The organism is Mycobacterium sp. (assembly GCF_040398885.1).
In the GTDB taxonomy this organism is placed as follows: Bacteria; Actinomycetota; Actinomycetes; order Mycobacteriales; family Mycobacteriaceae; genus Mycobacterium.
Map to the genome: position 1 here is coordinate 1 of NZ_JBBATF010000058.1, position 16,169 is coordinate 16,169.

A 16,169-nucleotide genomic window follows, 5' to 3' on the forward strand; every position below is an offset into this window, starting at 1 on the left:
GTAGATGGCCGAGATGCTCCTGGGCCTGTGCTCGGCCGAGGCCAGGGCGGCGGCCGCCACGGCGCCGCTGAAGGCCGACCTCACCGGCGGCCTGGGCGACATCGAACTGGACATGGCTGAACTGGCGGCCCGGGCGCGTGGCGGAATGTCCGCCGCCGGCGGGGAGGCCCGGGCGGGCTCCGGTGCCGGGGTCATCGCGGCGCTGCCGTCGCCGCCGCGAGGTCACCTCGGCGCCCCGGCGCCGGACTGGCCCGACCTCGACATCGACCCGGCCGATCTGGTGGTCATCGTCGGCGGTGCGGAACTGGGGCCCTACGGCTCCTCGCGGACCCGCTTCGAGATGGAGGTGGACAACGAGCTGTCCGCCGCCGGTGTGCTGGAGCTGGCCTGGACCACCGGGCTGCTGGTCTGGGAGGACGATCCCAAGCCCGGCTGGCACGACGCCGCCAGCGGTGAACTGGTGCCGGAGGAGCAGATCGTCGAGCGCTACCACGACGCCGTGGTGGAGCGTTGCGGCATAAGGGAATTGGTCGCCGACGGCGCGCTCCAGGCCGACCAGTCCTCCGAGCTTCTGGTGAGCGTTTTCCTGGACCACGACTTCCGGTTCGTGGTGTCCTCGGAGGCCGATGCCCGCGCCTTCGAATCCTTCGATCCCGAGCACACCGTCGTTCGCCCGATCGCCGACTCGGGTGACTGGGAGGTGATCCGCAAGGCCGGCACCGAGATCCGGGTGCCGCGCAAGATGAAACTGCCCCGCTCCGTCGGGGCGCAGATCCCCACCGGATTCGACCCGACGGTCTGGGGCATCAGCAAGGACATGGCCGCCTCCGTCGACCGGGTGGCGCTGTGGAACCTGGTCGCCACCGTGGACGCGTTCCTGTCGTCGGGCTTCACCCCGGCCGAACTGATGCGCTGGGTGCATCCGAGCATGGTGGCCAGCACCCAGGGGACCGGCATCGGCGGTCTGTCGAGCATGGAGACGATGTTCCACGGCAACCTGCTGGGGACCCCCAAGCCGAACGACATCCTGCAGGAGGTGCTCGCGAATGTCGTTGCAGCACATGTGATGCAGTCCTACGTCGGCGGCTACGGGGCGATGGTGCATCCGGTGGGCGCCTGCGCCACCGCCGCGGTGTCGGTCGAGGAGGGCATGGACAAGATCCGGCTCGGCAAGGCCGAACTGGTGGTCGCCGGCGGCTTCGACGACATGACCCAGGAGGCGGTCATCGGGTTCGGCGACATGGCCGCGACCGCCGACACCGAGACGATGCGGGCCCGCGGAATCAGCGATTCCCGAATCTCCCGTGCCAACGACCGGCGCCGGCTGGGTTTCCTGGAGGCCCAGGGCGGCGGCACCGTGCTGCTGGCCCGCGGCGACCTGGCGTTGAGGATGGGCCTGCCGGTGCTGGCCGTGGTGGCCTACGCCCAGAGCTTCGCCGACGGTGTGCACACCTCCATCCCGGCGCCGGGCCTGGGTGCGCTGGGCGCCGGCCGCGGCGGCCGGGACTCGGCTCTGGCCGGCGCGCTGGGCAGGTTCGGTCTGGGTGCCGACGACATCGCGGTGATCTCCAAACACGACACCTCGACGCTGGCCAACGATCCCAACGAGACCGAGTTGCACGAGCGGCTGGCCGAAGCGCTGGGCCGGTCGGAGGGTGCGCCGCTGTTCGTCATCTCCCAGAAGAGCCTCACCGGCCACGCCAAGGGCGGTGCGGCGGTGTTCCAGATGATCGGCCTGTGTCAGGCGCTGCGGGACGGCGTGGTTCCGCCCAACCGCAGCCTCGACTGCGTCGACGACGAGCTTGCCGGCGCCAAACACCTGGTCTGGCCGCGTGAGACGCTGCGCCTCGGGGAGCGGTTCCCGTTGAAGGCGGGTCTGCTGACCAGCCTCGGCTTCGGGCACGTGTCGGGTCTGATCGCGCTCGTCCACCCGTCGGCCTTCCTGGCCGCGGTGCCGGCCGAGCAGCGGGAGGACTACCGGCAGCGGGCCGGGGCCAGGGTGCTCGCCGGTCAGCGGCGGCTGCTCTCGGCCATCGCCGGCGGGCGGCCCCTCTACGAGCGGCCGTCGGCCCGTCGGTTCGAGCACGACGGGCCGGGCAAGCGAAAGGAAGCCGCCATGCTTCTCGACCCGGCCGCCCGGCTGGGCGCCGACGGCACGTACTCCGACTGATTCGAACGCGCCGCGATCGCGCCTAGTTTGATCGCGACGCAAGAAAGGCTAGGGTCGCTCGCGTGGCAGTCGTCGGAGTAGGCATCGACCTGGTGTACATCCCTGACTTCGCGGAGCAGGTCGATCAGCCGGGCACGGTGTTCGCCGAGACGTTCACCCCGGGCGAGCGCCGCGACGCCGCGGACAAGAGTTCGCTTGCCGCACGGCATTTGGCGGCCCGCTGGGCCGTCAAGGAGGCCGTGATCAAGGCGTGGTCGGGGTCCCGGTTCGCCCAGCGCCCGGTGCTGCCCGAGGGGGTCCACCGCGACATCGAGGTGATCACCGACATGTGGGGCCGGCCCAAGGTGCGCCTCTCCGGCGCGATCGCCGAGTACCTGGCCGACGTCGTGATCCACGTGTCGCTGACCCACGAGGGTGACACCGCCGCGGCTGTCGCCATCCTCGAGGCGCTCTGACGTTCGCCGGCATGGCCGATCTGATCGCGCGGGTCCGCGAAGTCCTGCCCGGCGTCCGCCGCGACCTGGAGGACCTGGTGCGCATCCCCTCGGTGTGGTCGGACCCGGCCCGCCGCGTCGACGTCCACCGCAGCGCGGATAAGGTCGCCGCACTGCTGCGCGACGCCGGCTTCGCGCAGGTGGAGATCGTCAGCGAGGGCGGCGCCCCGGCGGTGATCGCCCACCATCCCGCCCCGGCCGGCGCGCGGACGGTGCTGCTCTACGCCCACCACGACGTCCAGCCGGAAGGCGATGCGGCGCAATGGGATTCACCACCGTTTGAGCCCGAGGAACGCGCCGGCCGACTCTACGGCCGCGGGACCGCCGACGACAAGGCGGGGATCGCGACCCATCTTGCGGCGTTCCGCGCCCACGAGGGCCGGCCGCCGGTCGGGGTGACGGTGTTCGTCGAGGGGGAGGAGGAGTGCGGTTCGCCGTCGCTGAGCCGGCTGCTGGCCGCCCACCGGCACAAGCTCGCCGCCGACGTCATCGTCATCGCCGACTCGGACAACTGGACCGCCGACATCCCCGCCCTGACGGTGTCGCTTCGAGGTCTGGCGGACTGCGTGGTGGAGGTGGCCACCCTGGATCACGGCCTGCACTCCGGCCTCTGGGGCGGGGTGGTGCCCGATGCGCTCACCGTGCTGGTCCGCCTGCTGGCCACCCTGCACGACGACGACGGCGACGTCGCCGTCGCCGGCCTGCACCATTCGACCGCCGCCACGGTCGACCGCGGCCCCGACTGGGTGCGCGCCGAGTCCGGACTGCTCGACGGGGTCCGCGAGATCGGCTCGGGCAGCGTGGCGCAACGACTTTGGGCCGAACCGGCGATCACCGTCATCGGCATCGACACCACGCCCATCGCCGGGGCGTCCAACACCCTGATCCCGCGGGCCCGCGCCAAGGTGAGTCTGCGGGTGGCGCCGGGCGGGGACGCGGCCGCCCATCTGCAGGCGTTGCGTCGTCACCTCGAAGACCGCGCGCCGTGGGGGGCGCAGGTCAGCGTCACCCCCGGCGACGTCGGACAGCCCTACGCCATCGACGCGACCGGGCCGGTGTACGACGCCGCCCGGGAGGCCTTCCGCCAGGCCTGGGGCGTCGAGGCCGTCGACATGGGAATGGGCGGTTCCATCCCGTTCATCGCCGAGTTCGCCGCGGCGTTCCCCGAGGCCACCATCCTGGTCACCGGGGTCGAGGACCCGGGGACGCGGGCGCACGGCGTCAACGAGAGCCTGCACCTCGGGGTTCTGGAACGCGCTGCCGCGACCGAGGCGCTGCTGCTGGAGAAACTGGGAGGCTCCCGCTAGCCGCCTGCGCCCGGAGCCTCGGAGCGCAGGAAGTAGGTCTCGCCACCCTTGGGGTAGCCGCCACCGTAGCTGGAGATGTGGACGTGGGTGTAGTGGTTGGCGTCCGGGTTGCCCATGTCGCCCATCAGGTGGGGGGTGCCCTTGGCGGGTCGGTAGGTGCGCTGCCAGATGACGTATTCCAGGCCGAACTCCTCGGCGTGGGCGAAGGTGTACTCGACGATCCGATCGCCCAGCGCCCGCCCCGCCGGGGTGTCCCAGTCCGGGATGATGACGTCGATGGCCAGGCCGTTGGGGTGCCACTTCATGCTGTCCGGCCGGACCCCGCCGATCTCCCTGATCTGCGGGAACTTCGCGCTGATGGCGCGTGCGGCCAGGAGCGTCTGAACCTGAAGGCCGCGTTCGTTGCCCACCCCGGGCGGCAGGCCGCGCCGGGCGGCGGCGCGGGCCGCCCCGGCCTCCGGCAGGGCCGCCGGGAGAGCCCCGGTGTGCGTCGAGGTGCTCACCAGTTGTGGCTCCCACTTGCGCGGTTGCGCGGCGTTGACCGGCGAGGCGATCACGGCGACCGCCACGATCGGGGCGGTCGCGACCATCGTCAGGAGAGGGCGGAGAAGACGACCCATCTGCTTTGACCTCCCGGTCATGACGTGCGGGAACGTGCCGCGATCGTTACTTGACCGAGATGTCGGATCTCGTGATGTTGGTGTTACATCTGTTGCCGCTGTGACTTGACGGTGGGGCGGGCTACGCGCTGGCGTTGCCGGCTTTCCACTGGCTCCACGGAATGTTCCAGTCGCCGAGGCCCTCGGCGCCGGAAAGTACCGAACCGTCCGTGCCGCGGACGATCACCAGGTCGCCGCGCTTGGTGTTGTTGAAGAACCACTGCGCGTTCTCCGGGCTGACGTTCAAGCAACCGTGGCTGACGTTTTCACTGCCCTGGGAGCCCACCGACCATGGGGCCGAATGCACATAGATCCCGCTGTAGGACATCTGTGTGGCCCAATCCACCTCGAGCCGATAGCCCTCGGGAGAGTTGGTCGCAACGCCGTAGGTCGACGAATCCATGATGAGTCGCGGGTAGCGGTCGCCGATGATGTAGGTGCCGTTGGGCGTGGGGGTCTTGTTCTTGCCCATCGAGATCGGCATGGTCTTGATGACTTCGCCGTTGCGGCGAATGGTCAACTGCTTGGTGGCGTCGTCGGCGGTGGCGATCACCTCGTCGCCAATGGTGAACGTTGAGCTCACGTCGTCCTGGCCGAAGAGTCCGTCACCGAGGTCGACTGCGAAGGTCTTGACGTCGACGGTCACGGTCGTGCCGGGGGGCCAGTAACTCTGCGGACGCCAGCGGACCTCACGGTTGCTCAGCCAGTAGAACGCCCCCTCCACCGGCGGGTCGGTGGTCACGGTGATCGCCTTCTGGGCGGCCTGCCGGTCGGGGATGCCCTCGTCGAAGCGCACCGCGATCGGTTGACCGACACCGACCACCGCGCCGTCGCCGGGGGACAGATAGGGCATGGTGAGGTTGGCCGGCGAGTGCGACTTGAAGCTCAGCGACTCGGTGGCCATGCCGCCCAGGCCGCGGGTCTCGGCGGCCACCGTGTAGTGCTTGTTGTAATTCAGACGGCCGGTGGTCTTCCAGCTCAGACCGTCGGGGGCGAGTTCGCCGGCGACCTCCTCGCCCTCGTCGTCGGTGATCGACACCGTGCCCAGCACGCCGCCCTGGACCGAGACGGTGACCGGTTGGTCCACCGGAACGCCCACCGCCTGGTCGGGCACGGAGGCGGTGAGTTTCGGGACCAGCAGGTCGCTGAACGGGGTGCCCTTATCGGCCAGCACCTTCGGGGCGCCGTCTCGCTGGCCGCAGGCGCTGAGGGTGAGCAGCAGTGCCGGGATGAGCAGGAGCGCGGTCAGCCAGGATCGAAGGCGCGACCGGAGAACCGGTCCGATGTTTCGCATCCGGGCTCCAACCTCGCGTCCGTTGGCGGGAATCGGCCCCGCGGTGCATCAGTCTAAGGCCGCCCCGAGACACCGCGCGACTTCGCAGGTCAGGACCGGAGGGAGCCGATTTCGCCGCGCCGCCGCCCGCCTGTTATTGTCGCTGGCACGCGCCGTTAGCTCAGTTGGTAGAGCAGCTGACTCTTAATCAGCGGGTCCGGGGTTCGAAACCCTGACGGCGCACCACAGCGTCCGCGCACCACCGGTGTCAACCGTCGCCTCGGCCGCCGCCCGAATCGCCGCGCCGGGCCCGACTCCGGTCGGTGACGTCGCGCCAGGTCAGGCTCAACCGGTCGGTTCCGGCCCGCGCCCCCCGCACGTCGTACCACCGCGGCTCCTGATGGCTCCGGCTGAAATACTCGAGTTCCTCGACGATCACCGGGTCGCCGGTCTGCACGCAGTCCACGTAGCGGGCGAACAACCCCGAGGACATGATGTCTGGCGCGGTTTCGATCATGCCGGCGCCGAGCAGGTCCTCGCGGCGGCGCCGAAGGTAGGCGCACGCGGCGGGGTTGGCTTCCCGGAACGTGAAGTCGGCGACCTGCCCGTCGTCGTCGCGCACCGCCTCGACCAGCGCGATCGGGTCGATCATCGCATCCGTGGTGGCCCGGAGCAGTGCGCGCATCTGCTCGCGGCTCGCGAGGTTCTCGGCCAGCGCCGCGTCGCGGATGAGCGTGTCGCGGACGCCGTTGAGGAAGATGTCGAGGGCTCCGTCGGCGTAGTCGGGCCGCACCGGCCTGTTGTAGAAGATCACGTCGAAATACAATGCGGCGGCCAACATTTCCATCGCCATGCCGAGGTCGACACCGGGACGGATCTCACCGCGCCGGGCGGCGTTTTGCAGCATCGGCGCGACCGAATCGACACGCGCCTTCCAGAAGTCGGACGTCACCTCGGTGAAGTCGGTGTCCCGGCCGGAGGGCAGCATCCGGTGAAACAACTTGCGCCCCTGATCGGTTTCGGCGATGGCCGCCACCGTCTCCGTCAACAGCCGCATGTCGTTCCGGAGATCCCCGGTGTCCGGCGTCGGGCTCAACTGATCGGCGCGGGTCAACATCGCCTCCAGCAGCAGCACGCGCCGGTCGTGCCAGTGCTCGGTGATCACCCCCGGGTCCAGGCCGGCGCGGCGGGCGACGCCGTCGACGCCGAACCCGTCGACCCCTCGGGCCACCAACTCCGCCAGGGCGGCGTCGTACACCTGCTCCCTCAGCACCCCGTCCAACCCGCGCCCCTTCCCGGCGTCGGCCCACCGGGTATAAAACTAGACGCCCCGATTGTTTCCGGCCGCAAAATTCATTCGAAAACCTTTTTTGTTCGGGTAAACTTTCTACGAGCCAGCCTTATCGACGAGAACTGAGGGGGCTCAGGATGATTCAGGCGCGCGCGGAGGCCACCCGGCAGGCGATTCTGGACGCCGGGGTCAGACTTTTCGGCGAGGCCGGTTACTGCAACACCGCCCTCAACGACATCATCGAGGCCGCCGGGGTCACCAAGGGCGCGACCTACTACCACTTCCGGTCCAAGGAAGCGGTGGCGGTCGCCCTGGTCGAGCAGGCCGATGCCCGGGTCGCCGAGACCGTGGCCGCGGTCCTGGCCCATCCCGGCCCGGCGTTGGAGAACCTGATCCGCTCGACGTTCGTCGTCGCCGACCTGAGCCGAAGCGATCCCGCGGTACGCGTCGGGATGCAGTTGCCCCACGCCCTGCCCCAGGTCAGCAACTGGAAGGCCGAGAGTCACATCAGGATTCAGACGCAGATCATCGACGCGGTGCGCGCGACGATCGCCGAGGGCGACCTGCGTGCCGACATCGACCCCGAGGACCTCGGGCGGACCCTGTTCGCCGCTTTCGTCGGCAATCACCTCACCTTCGAGGCGTCGGGGCTGGATCCGCGCACCGGGTTGGTCACCCTCTGGCGGATACTGCTGACCGGAATACTCGCCGGGGACTCCGCGGCGTTCTTCACCCGCTTCCTCGACCGCATCGGCGTCCACCACCCGGACGCGCCGCTTTGAAACACCGCCACGGCATGACCCCGGAGTTCGCCATCACCCTGGCGGACCGTCGCCTGGCGCAGACCGACGAACTGCTCGGCTGGCTGATCGAGAACCACGACAACGCCGACGGCATCCGCCACGCCGTGGAGTTGATCCGCGAGGCGCAACGCATCATCAGGTCGATGACCGCGCTTTAGAGCAACCTTGTTGAGATAGCCGTTCTCGCTATTCCGGCAGTCCATCAACCGATTTGACATGGGGAAACACCTCCTTCTATCCTTGCAGAAGGAAATGAGCGAATTAGCTCGGGAAACATTCCATTCGGATCAGGGAGGGACGATGGCGAAATCAGGGCCCACGGGCCTGGCGCCCGACCGCCCCGATGGCGGGGATGCGCAGGTGCGGGTCCGCACCTGTAGCCGGGTCGGGCTCACCGCGACGCCCCCGCGGCCCCGGCTGGGAAATCTGGTGCGCCGCCGCTGAGCCTGCCCTAGCGGCGGATTCTCCGGATCACGACGACCAGGCTCAGCACACCCATGCCGGCCATAGCTGCCGCCACCCTGGTCCGCTTGAGGAACCTGCGCACCGACGTCTTCGCGTCATCGGCCAGGCGCTGCGGGTTGGCCCGCTCGGCCAGGATGTCGACCGTTGACGCCAGCCGATCCCGCGCCACGGCGATCTCCTGCTTGATGTCCTCGGGATCGCGCTTTGCCACTTTCGTCCTCGCTTCCGCCGCCCTGCCGCCGCCCTGCCGGTCTACCCTAGAGCAGCGCGGGCGCCCGGAAGGTCGAACGGCGCCCGGGAGGTTGAGGAAAGGGATCCATCGGTGAGCGATTCTGCACGACTCGAGGTTGGCGACACGGCACCGGCGTTCAGCCTGCCCGAAGCCGGCGGCAAGACCGTCAAACTCTCCGATTTCAAGGGCCGCAAGGTGATCGTGTACTTCTATCCGGCCGCGTCGACGCCCGGGTGCACCAAGCAGGCCTGCGCCTTCCGGGACAGCATCGCCGACCTCAACGCCGCCGACATCGACGTGGTGGGGATTTCTCCCGACAAGCCCGAGAAGCTGGCGAAGTTCCGCGATGCGGAGTCGCTGAACTTCCCGTTGCTCTCCGATCCCGACAAGAAGGCCATGACTGCCTGGGGCACCTTCGGCGAGAAGAAGATGTACGGCAAGACGGTGCACGGCGCGATCCGCTCGACGTTCCTGGTCGACGAGAAGGGCAAGATCGCCGTCGCCCACTACAACGTCAAGGCCGCAGGTGCGACGACTCTGATCGGGAAGATGATCGCGGAGAACTCGTAGTCCTCATATCCGGCGACGGTTGGGAGCACCGCTCTCAGTGTCCTATCATCTGGTGGTCAGCTGTCACAGTCGATGACGCTTCCTGTCAGCGGGCAGGACTCCGGGGAATGGGGAAGTTGTGCAGGTTTCGGTTCGTTCTTATCTCACGTTGGGCACAGCGGCCGTGGTGGGCGCCGGCGCTATCGCCATGACGCCCGCGCTGCCCACTGGCGCCGCGCGCACCGCCCACCTGCCCGCGCCCGCTGTGGCCGAGGTCAGCCTGACCGGCTCGAGCTTCTCGCTGCCCGACGTTGTCGGGCTGTTGGGCAACGCCGACCTCGTCGGCCTGTTGGGCAACGCCGACCTCGTCGGCCTGTTGGGCAACGCCGACCTCGTCGGCCTGTTGGGCAACGCCGACCTGGGCGGGCTGTTGGGCACCGTCGACCTCGGCGAACTGTTGGGCACCGTCGACGTCGCCGAGGTGCTGGTCGGTGTCGGCGGATTGCTGGCCAACGTCGGCCTGGGCAACATCGACCTGGCCAACCTCGACCTCAGCGGGTTGCTGTCCGACCTTGCCAATGCCGTGACCCGGGAGTTCATCAAGCAGGCCGCTCCGGTGGTGATAGTCGCCGCCGGCGAAGTCCTCCGGTACGCCGGCGGCGCCGTCAGCGGCCTGGTCATCGGACCGGACTCCATCCCGGCGCGGTTCGGTTCGGTGATCGCCGAGATCCTCCCCACCGTCGTCACCGAACTCAAGGACGGCGGTGTCGCCGCCGCGCTGGCGTCGCTGAACAGCGGGCTGTCGGTGCCGATGGCTGTGGTGACCCAGGCGCTGGAGGATGTCGCCGCCGATATCAATACCTTCGCGGCCGCCCAGGTCTCCACTTTCATCGCGGCGGTGCCCGGTTTGCTGATGTCCGCCGTCTCCGCGGTGATCGGGAAGAACTTCCAGGGTCTCATCGACGTGATCGGCAACGCGATCTCCGGTCTGGCGGGCCGTGTGCAGCCCGCGGCGAGCGCCCCCGCGGCGAGCGCTCCCGTTTCAGTGGCAGACCCGGGGACGGAGGTCGCCGAGCAGGTTGCCGAACCGGTTGCCGAACCGGTTGCCGAACCGGTTGCCGAGCCGGATTCCGCACCGGCTTCCGCTGCCGTGGCGCCGGAGCGGCATGCTCCCCGCGCGGCGGCGTCCGTGCGCGGAGCCGCCGCTGAGCCGACCGACGAGGCCGGTTCGCCCGCACCGGCCAGTTCGCCTGCGCCGCAAGACGTTTCGGATGAGACCGTGGCTCCGGTGACCCGCCCCCGTGCCGCGGCGCCTCGTCCTGCCCCGGCCGCCGAGACCGCCGACGGCCCGGTGGAGACGACCCGGAAGCCGGCCCAGCGTGCCGGCCGGCACAGCGCACAGGGCCCCCGGGGCGCCGCGGCGTCCCGCGCCGGATAGCAGTCGGTCACGGCATCTGCCCGGGCGGCGGATCCAGGACCTTCTGGAGGAGACGGCAGTCGGCGGAAATGGTCAACAGCGCCAGGTCCATCTGGAGAATCCGGAACCTGTAGCCGTTCCCGCTGACCGAGTACTCGCGCTTTGCGCTGTCGCCGAACAGCGCGGACTCCTCGGTGGCGCCGTGTTCGGCGGCCACCCGGCGGATGACGTCGACGGCGATCCGGAAACCCTCCGCCGTCAGCGGTGGATCGAATTCAACGGGGTTCGCTGCGGGTTTGAGGGCGACGTTGCCCGGAAGTTCCGCGCACACCGAGCCGTGGTGTGCGGTCTTGGCGAAATCGCTTGTGGTGTCGAACTTCCACGGTTGGCCCCCCGGCACGGCCGTGCTGATCCCCTCGGCGATGGCCCCGGCGACAGTCGTAAGGCGGTCGCGGGCGGATTCGAAGGAGCCCCTGGCCCGCAGGCTGTCGATCAGGTCGATCCTCCGCTGTCGGTCGTCGCTCATCTGCCCTGCCTCCTGGTGGGCCCCGCAGCCCGACAGCGTCGACGCGGTGAGCGCCAGTGCCGTGGCCGCGGCGGTCCGGTGAATTCTCATCTGGTCATCGCTGTCGGGTGGGATGCGGGGGTTGCGCCGTGACCGCCAGTTCCGGGCGGTCGAGAAGTATTGCGGCGAGGTTGAATCCGGTGATCCGCTCCGTGGCGGCCCGCCCGTAGTCGGAATGACCGTGCGCGGCGGTCTTGACCCATTCGATAGGCCGGCCCTGGCTGTCCGTTCCGACCTGCACAGTGCGGGCTTGGGTCTCCAGGTGGGTGAACAGGTACCGTTCGCCCACAACGGAATTCGGGTCGGCGCCCCAGCCGTGCAACGGGGCCAGCGCGCCGATCTGGTTGGCGACGAGGTCGTCGGGTGCGGTCATCACGAAAACCTGTTCGTTGCGCAGCCCCAGATCGGCGGGTTTGACGGCCTGGAATCCCGGTGAGCCGTACAGGACGGCGTTGTCCACCATCCCACCCGCGCCGCCCTTGAGGGCGACTCCCGACATCAGGGAACCGTAGGAGTGCCCGAACAGCGCGGTGGTGTGGCCCGGCTTGGCGGCCGCGTTGAGACCGCCGAGGAAGGATCTCAACTGCGGAGCGCCGGACTGGGCCAGGTCGTCGTCGAGCATCTCCGGCGACGTCATCGTCAGCGGCGGCTGGTAGCCCATGAACGCGACGGCGGCGACCGAGTCGTCGGTCTTGGTCACCCGGACGATCTGCTGGGCCTCGTCTACCAGCTCGCCGGCTTCGGACGTCATGGTGGACAACGATTTCCGGGTGCTGCTGCCGACGCCGGGGACGGTGACCGAGATGTGGTCGGCGGCGTAGGGGTCGCCCACGGAGACGGCCGCCATGACCATTTCGGAGGGGTCGGCGGGCCGGGCGACGTAGACCAGATGGGAATCCGGCGTCGACAAGGAGTCGCGGATTCCGGCGATGTCGGCCAGCCGGTCGGTCCGGACCCGGCCCTCGGGCAGTCTCCGGTATTCCCGCTCCAGTTCGTCGAGCAGTCTCTTGTTGGCCCCCTCGACGGCCGTGAGCGTGGCGTGCGGATCGGGGCCGCCGGCTCGCGCCGCGGTGCCACCGGACTCGGGGAAACCCGTCGTGCCCAGACCGGCGGTGGCGGCGCTGAGTCTCACCGCGACGGCGTGGTCTGCGGCGAGCAGTGTGCCCACCGAGGCGCTCAACTCGCTTGCGAACGAGGCCGCCCGGGTCTGGCGTGCCGCTGCGCTGACGGCGTTGTAGCAGTGCGGGTCGGTGACCGAGAAGTATTGGTCGACAACGAATCCGGCGCTCTCCGCGGCGCGCACGATGCGGAGCACGGCCTGGCGGGCCTGGTGGATCTCACTCGCCCCGGAGCGGGCGACGCGTGACGCGCCGTGAAGTTGGTCGGCCAGTGCGATGACCGTCATCCGGTCGCGGTGGGAGCGCTGCTGGGCCGACTCGGCCGCGTCGCCCTCCCACGGCGTACCGCCGGGGAAACCGATGCGGGCGGCCAGTTCGGTGAAGGCGTCCTCCCACACCGTCGCCGTCCTGGTCCAGTGGCCGGCCGCCTCGGTCAGGTGGTCGGTGTCCCAGCGGCGGACCGCCGACAGCGTCGGAACGGGCACCTACCGCCCGATCGACAGGTCGTCCGCGGACCCGGCATCCCCTCGGGTGTAGGCCGACGCGGCCGCGGTCAACGCGGCGGCGGTGGCCCGCATCCGGGCGGACAACATCCCGGCGGTCGACCCGGCGGCGGCGTGCACGGCGGCGACGGCCGCGGCCGTCGCCTGCGCCGACCCGCACGGGGTGGCCGGAGCAGCGGTGACAGCGACCTCGTCCGACCAGGTTCCGCAGTCCGCTGCCAGGCGCGCAAGGCCGTCGAGGTCGACCGTTAGCAAACTCATGTGCCGGAGTGTACGTCGATCGTCGCGATCGCGTTCACGCCTCAACCGGGGCTGTGAGTAGTCGACGGAATCACCCGTCGACAGCGTTGGAACGCCTTACCTCGGAGGCGAGATCATCGATCCGCTGGGTGAGATCGGAGCGGAGAGCGTCGATCTCCTTGGCCGTAGCCGCCTGGTTCGCGGTGTCCTCCTGGGCGACCCGCTGGATGATCCACGATGCCAGAGTCGCCGTCACCAGGCCGACGAGACTGATCCCGCCGATCATCAGGAAGACCGCTATGACCCTGCCCGTCGTCGTGACGGGCGATAAGTCGCCGTAGCCGACAGTGGTCACTGTGGTGATCGCCCACCACACCGCGTCACCGAAGCTGTTGATGTTGGAACCGGGCTGACCGCGTTCCGCATCCAGAATGGCCAAGCCGGCCACATAGATCAGCAACGTGACGCTGAAAGCCGAATAGATGATCAGCCGGCCGCGAATCGCCCCGCCGATCGCCTTCTGCAATGCCCCGAACAGCACGAGCAGTCGCAGCAGTCGCAGCGGCCGGAGGAACGGAAGCGAGACAACGGCGAGGTCCAGCAGGTGGTGAAAGAACCACCGCTGGCGGTTTTTCGCCAGGATCAGACGCGCCAAATAGTCCACGGCGAAGATCGCCCATGTCACAAGGAGAATCGTCTCCAAAATCTCGTCGTCGCGTCCCTGCGGGTTGGCCAACACCTGCACGGAGTACACCGCGAGGAAGATGACGGCGACAACGGCCAGGGGCCATTCGGTTCGCGTCTCCCACCGGCGCAACCTGGGTTCCTGGTCGATCGTCGCCGTATCTCGAGACGGCGGAGCTTCTCCTGTCGTCAACGTTCCCTCCGGTTGCGCGCGTAGAACAGAGAATCCACGCGAACAGTCTCGGCCACAGATGACGGCGCGCACTGAGCGACACGACACCGTGGAAACGACAGGCCGCGCTGCGGAGACCCAGTCGTGCTGGGAGTTACTCCTCGCCCTCGCCCTCGCCCTCGCCGTCCGTGGCCAGGTCGGCCAGGTACTCCGCCGACGCCTCGGCGCGGGCGTCGCGGTATCGCTGCTCGCGATCCCGCTGCTGCTGCTCCAGGCTGCGTCCCCACGTGTGTGCGCGGTTCCAACTCCCCATCTGCACCCCTCCAGCCCGCACGACTTGCCGAACCGGCCTTATTTTACCTTCGGTGGGCATGCCGTGTGCCGCTTCGCAGCCGCCGTCAGCGGCACCGCGTAGATGGCCCTAGCTGCATGGTTCGTTGCATGGACCCCGAAACGAACACCGCCCCACCTGCATATTCGCAGGTGAGGCGGTGTTTTACCTCGGGGTGGCTGACGGGACTCGAACCCGCGACAGCCAGGATCACAACCTGGTGCTCTACCAACTGAACTACAGCCACCATCGCCGCTCGCGCGGCGTTGTCGATACTAGACGCTTTCGGCCTCGGCGGCCGAATCGGTTTCCGGCCCGGGGCCGCCGGCCCCGTCCGGTTCGGCCGCCGCTTCGGCGATCTCGCTGCTCGAAGGCCCCGGCACCGGCACGAAGGCGGTCCGGCGGTAGTACCGCAACTCCTTGATCGACTCCTGGATGTCGGCCAGCGCGCGGTGGGCCAGACCCTTCTCCGGCTGGCCGTAGTAGATCCGCGGATACCAGCGCCGGCACAACTCCTTGATCGAACTGACGTCGATCATCCGGTAGTGCAGGTAGTCGTCCAGCGCGGGCATGTCCCGGGCGATGAAGCCGCGGTCGGTGGCGATGGAATTCCCGGCCAGCGGTGCGGTTTTGGCGGTCTTGACGTGGCCGCGGATGTAATCCATCACCATCTGCTCGGCCGAGGCCAGGTCGATGGTCGACGCCCGGACCTCCTCGGTCAGGCCGGAACTCTTGTGCATCCGGGCGACCACCTCCACCATGTTGTCCAGCGCCTCGTCGTCGGCGTGGATCACCACGTCGATACCGTCGCCGAGGACGTTGAGTTCGGCGTCGGTCACCAGCGCCGCGATCTCGATCAGCCGGTCCGAGCGCAGGTCAAGCCCGGTCATCTCACAGTCGATCCACACCAATTCGTCGCGCACAGCGATCAACAGTAGGCCCAGCCGACCCAGTAGTGTCTTAGCGGCCGAAAAACCATCGGAGCGCAGACGAAAGGGCCAGTGATGACCGACCCGACCGCGACCCCCGCCCAGCAGATCGCCGCCGGTTACGCCACCACGGGGCAGGCGCTCGAACTGGGCTCGGTGATGGTGGGCGGAGCGGTGGACCCGACCGCCCAGGTCCGTATCCCGCTGGCGATGGTGAACCGGCACGGCCTGGTGGCGGGCGCCACCGGCACCGGCAAGACAAAGACCCTGCAGGTGATCGCCGAGCAACTCTCGGCGGCCGGCGTTCCCGTGGTGATGGCCGATTTCAAGGGCGACCTTTCCGGGCTGACCCAGCCCGGCGAAGCCGGCGAGAAGGTCGCCGAGCGCGCCAGGGACACCGGCGATCAGTGGGCCGGCACTCCGTTCCCGGTGGAGTTCTTCTCCCTGGGCACCGGTGGAATCGGCGTTCCGGTGCGGGCCACCATCTCCGCCTTCGGCCCGATCCTGCTGTCGAAGGTGCTGGGCCTCAACCAGAACCAGGAGTCCAGCCTCGGGCTGATCTTCCACTACGCCGACCAGCAGGGTCTGCCACTGCTGGATTTGAAGGACCTCCGCTCGGTGATCACCTTCCTGACCAACACAGCCGAGGGCAAGGCGCAACTGAAGGCTCTTGGCGCGGTGTCGAGCCAGACCGCCGGGGTGATCCTGCGCGCGCTGATCAATCTCGAGGCCGACGGAGGCGACACCTTCTTCGGGGAACCCGAACTCGAACCGACGGACCTGATCCGACTCGACCCGCAAGGCCGCGGCATCATCAGTCTGTTCGAACTGGGGGACCAGGCCGCCCGGCCGGTGATGTTCTCCACCTTCTTGATGTGGGTGCTGGCCAACCTGTTCAACGACCTGCCCGAAGTGGGCGACGTCGACAAGCCGAAGTTGGTGTTCTTCTTCGACGAGGCCCATCTGC

Annotated in this window: 17 protein-coding genes, 2 tRNA genes and 1 pseudogene; 9 read left to right on the forward strand and 11 right to left on the reverse strand. The window is 68.9% G+C overall.

The window, feature by feature from the left end:
• Nucleotides 1-4: 4 nt before the first annotated feature.
• The 3 genes and pseudogenes from ADBZ5U_RS07535 to ADBZ5U_RS07545 all read left to right on the forward strand — a co-directional run.
• A pseudogene (locus ADBZ5U_RS07535) lies at nucleotides 5-2,170 on the forward strand (beta-ketoacyl synthase N-terminal-like domain-containing protein); the annotation flags it as partial.
• A 62-nt stretch (nucleotides 2,171-2,232) separates the two neighbouring features.
• Nucleotides 2,233-2,625, forward strand: a complete 393-nt coding sequence (gene acpS, locus ADBZ5U_RS07540; protein WP_526263997.1) for a holo-ACP synthase AcpS — start codon at nucleotides 2,233-2,235, stop codon at nucleotides 2,623-2,625.
• Nucleotides 2,626-2,636: 11 nt separating this feature from the next.
• Nucleotides 2,637-3,971, forward strand: coding sequence for a dipeptidase (locus ADBZ5U_RS07545; protein WP_526263999.1), 1,335 nt, complete (start codon nucleotides 2,637-2,639; stop codon nucleotides 3,969-3,971).
• On the opposite strand, the gene ADBZ5U_RS07550 is transcribed toward ADBZ5U_RS07545, so the two are convergent.
• Nucleotides 3,968-4,561 carry a VldE C-terminal domain-containing protein gene (locus tag ADBZ5U_RS07550; RefSeq protein ID WP_526264001.1) on the reverse strand — a complete coding sequence of 198 codons (594 nt, stop codon included), beginning with the start codon at nucleotides 4,559-4,561 and terminating at the stop codon, nucleotides 3,968-3,970. The two genes, ADBZ5U_RS07545 and ADBZ5U_RS07550, sit on opposite strands and share 4 nt — an antisense overlap.
• 151 nt (nucleotides 4,562-4,712) lie before the next feature.
• On the reverse strand, nucleotides 4,713-5,924 hold the full coding sequence (locus ADBZ5U_RS07555) for an Ig-like domain-containing protein (protein ID WP_526264003.1): 1,212 nt from the start codon (nucleotides 5,922-5,924) through the stop codon (nucleotides 4,713-4,715).
• Nucleotides 5,925-6,073: 149 nt separating this feature from the next.
• Here ADBZ5U_RS07555 and ADBZ5U_RS07560 point away from each other — a divergent pair.
• A tRNA-Lys gene (locus ADBZ5U_RS07560) sits at nucleotides 6,074-6,149 on the forward strand.
• A gap of 22 nt (nucleotides 6,150-6,171) precedes the next feature.
• Here the strand turns inward: ADBZ5U_RS07560 and ADBZ5U_RS07565 are convergent.
• Nucleotides 6,172-7,176, reverse strand: a complete 1,005-nt coding sequence (locus ADBZ5U_RS07565; RefSeq protein ID WP_526264027.1) for a TetR/AcrR family transcriptional regulator — start codon at nucleotides 7,174-7,176, stop codon at nucleotides 6,172-6,174.
• 155 nt (nucleotides 7,177-7,331) lie between these two features.
• Between ADBZ5U_RS07565 and ADBZ5U_RS07570 the strand changes: the two genes are divergently transcribed.
• Both ADBZ5U_RS07570 and ADBZ5U_RS07575 read left to right on the forward strand, forming a co-directional pair.
• A complete protein-coding gene (locus ADBZ5U_RS07570) occupies nucleotides 7,332-7,976 on the forward strand; it encodes a TetR family transcriptional regulator (RefSeq protein ID WP_526264005.1) in 645 nt (214 codons plus the stop codon).
• A 14-nt stretch (nucleotides 7,977-7,990) separates the two neighbouring features.
• Nucleotides 7,991-8,155 carry a hypothetical protein gene (locus tag ADBZ5U_RS07575; protein ID WP_526264007.1) on the forward strand — a complete coding sequence of 55 codons (165 nt, stop codon included), beginning with the start codon at nucleotides 7,991-7,993 and terminating at the stop codon, nucleotides 8,153-8,155.
• Between the two features lie 293 nt (nucleotides 8,156-8,448).
• On the opposite strand, the gene ADBZ5U_RS07580 is transcribed toward ADBZ5U_RS07575, so the two are convergent.
• Complete coding sequence (locus ADBZ5U_RS07580) at nucleotides 8,449-8,673, reverse strand: DUF3618 domain-containing protein (protein ID WP_526264009.1); 225 nt, start codon at nucleotides 8,671-8,673, stop codon at nucleotides 8,449-8,451.
• Nucleotides 8,674-8,784: 111 nt separating this feature from the next.
• Between ADBZ5U_RS07580 and bcp the strand changes: the two genes are divergently transcribed.
• Nucleotides 8,785-9,264: a thioredoxin-dependent thiol peroxidase gene (bcp, locus tag ADBZ5U_RS07585; protein ID WP_526264011.1), complete on the forward strand. Its 480-nt coding sequence runs from the start codon at nucleotides 8,785-8,787 to the stop codon at nucleotides 9,262-9,264.
• A 148-nt stretch (nucleotides 9,265-9,412) separates the two neighbouring features.
• The gene (locus ADBZ5U_RS07590) at nucleotides 9,413-10,681 is read left to right on the forward strand and encodes a hypothetical protein (protein WP_526264013.1); all 1,269 of its coding nucleotides are present in this window, start codon (nucleotides 9,413-9,415) and stop codon (nucleotides 10,679-10,681) included.
• Nucleotides 10,682-10,688: 7 nt separating this feature from the next.
• Here ADBZ5U_RS07590 and ADBZ5U_RS07595 read toward each other — a convergent pair whose 3' ends face one another.
• From ADBZ5U_RS07595 to orn, 7 genes are all read right to left on the reverse strand, one after another.
• Complete coding sequence (locus tag ADBZ5U_RS07595; protein WP_526264015.1) at nucleotides 10,689-11,276, reverse strand: LppA family lipoprotein; 588 nt, start codon at nucleotides 11,274-11,276, stop codon at nucleotides 10,689-10,691.
• Nucleotides 11,277-11,280: 4 nt separating this feature from the next.
• Nucleotides 11,281-12,828: an alpha/beta hydrolase gene (locus ADBZ5U_RS07600; RefSeq protein WP_526264017.1), complete on the reverse strand. Its 1,548-nt coding sequence runs from the start codon at nucleotides 12,826-12,828 to the stop codon at nucleotides 11,281-11,283.
• Nucleotides 12,829-13,107 carry a hypothetical protein gene (locus tag ADBZ5U_RS07605; protein ID WP_526264019.1) on the reverse strand — a complete coding sequence of 93 codons (279 nt, stop codon included), beginning with the start codon at nucleotides 13,105-13,107 and terminating at the stop codon, nucleotides 12,829-12,831.
• A gap of 70 nt (nucleotides 13,108-13,177) precedes the next feature.
• Nucleotides 13,178-13,921 carry an ion channel gene (locus ADBZ5U_RS07610; RefSeq protein ID WP_526264029.1) on the reverse strand — a complete coding sequence of 248 codons (744 nt, stop codon included), beginning with the start codon at nucleotides 13,919-13,921 and terminating at the stop codon, nucleotides 13,178-13,180.
• Nucleotides 13,922-14,096: 175 nt separating this feature from the next.
• Nucleotides 14,097-14,255, reverse strand: coding sequence for a hypothetical protein (locus tag ADBZ5U_RS07615; RefSeq protein ID WP_526264021.1), 159 nt, complete (start codon nucleotides 14,253-14,255; stop codon nucleotides 14,097-14,099).
• 192 nt (nucleotides 14,256-14,447) lie between these two features.
• Nucleotides 14,448-14,520, reverse strand: a tRNA-His gene (locus ADBZ5U_RS07620).
• Nucleotides 14,521-14,548: 28 nt separating this feature from the next.
• A complete protein-coding gene (gene orn / locus ADBZ5U_RS07625) occupies nucleotides 14,549-15,196 on the reverse strand; it encodes an oligoribonuclease (protein ID WP_526264023.1) in 648 nt (215 codons plus the stop codon).
• Between the two features lie 81 nt (nucleotides 15,197-15,277).
• Here orn and ADBZ5U_RS07630 point away from each other — a divergent pair.
• Nucleotides 15,278-16,169, forward strand: an 892-nt coding sequence (locus ADBZ5U_RS07630; RefSeq protein ID WP_526264025.1) for a helicase HerA-like domain-containing protein, incomplete at its 3' end; no start/stop codon positions are given.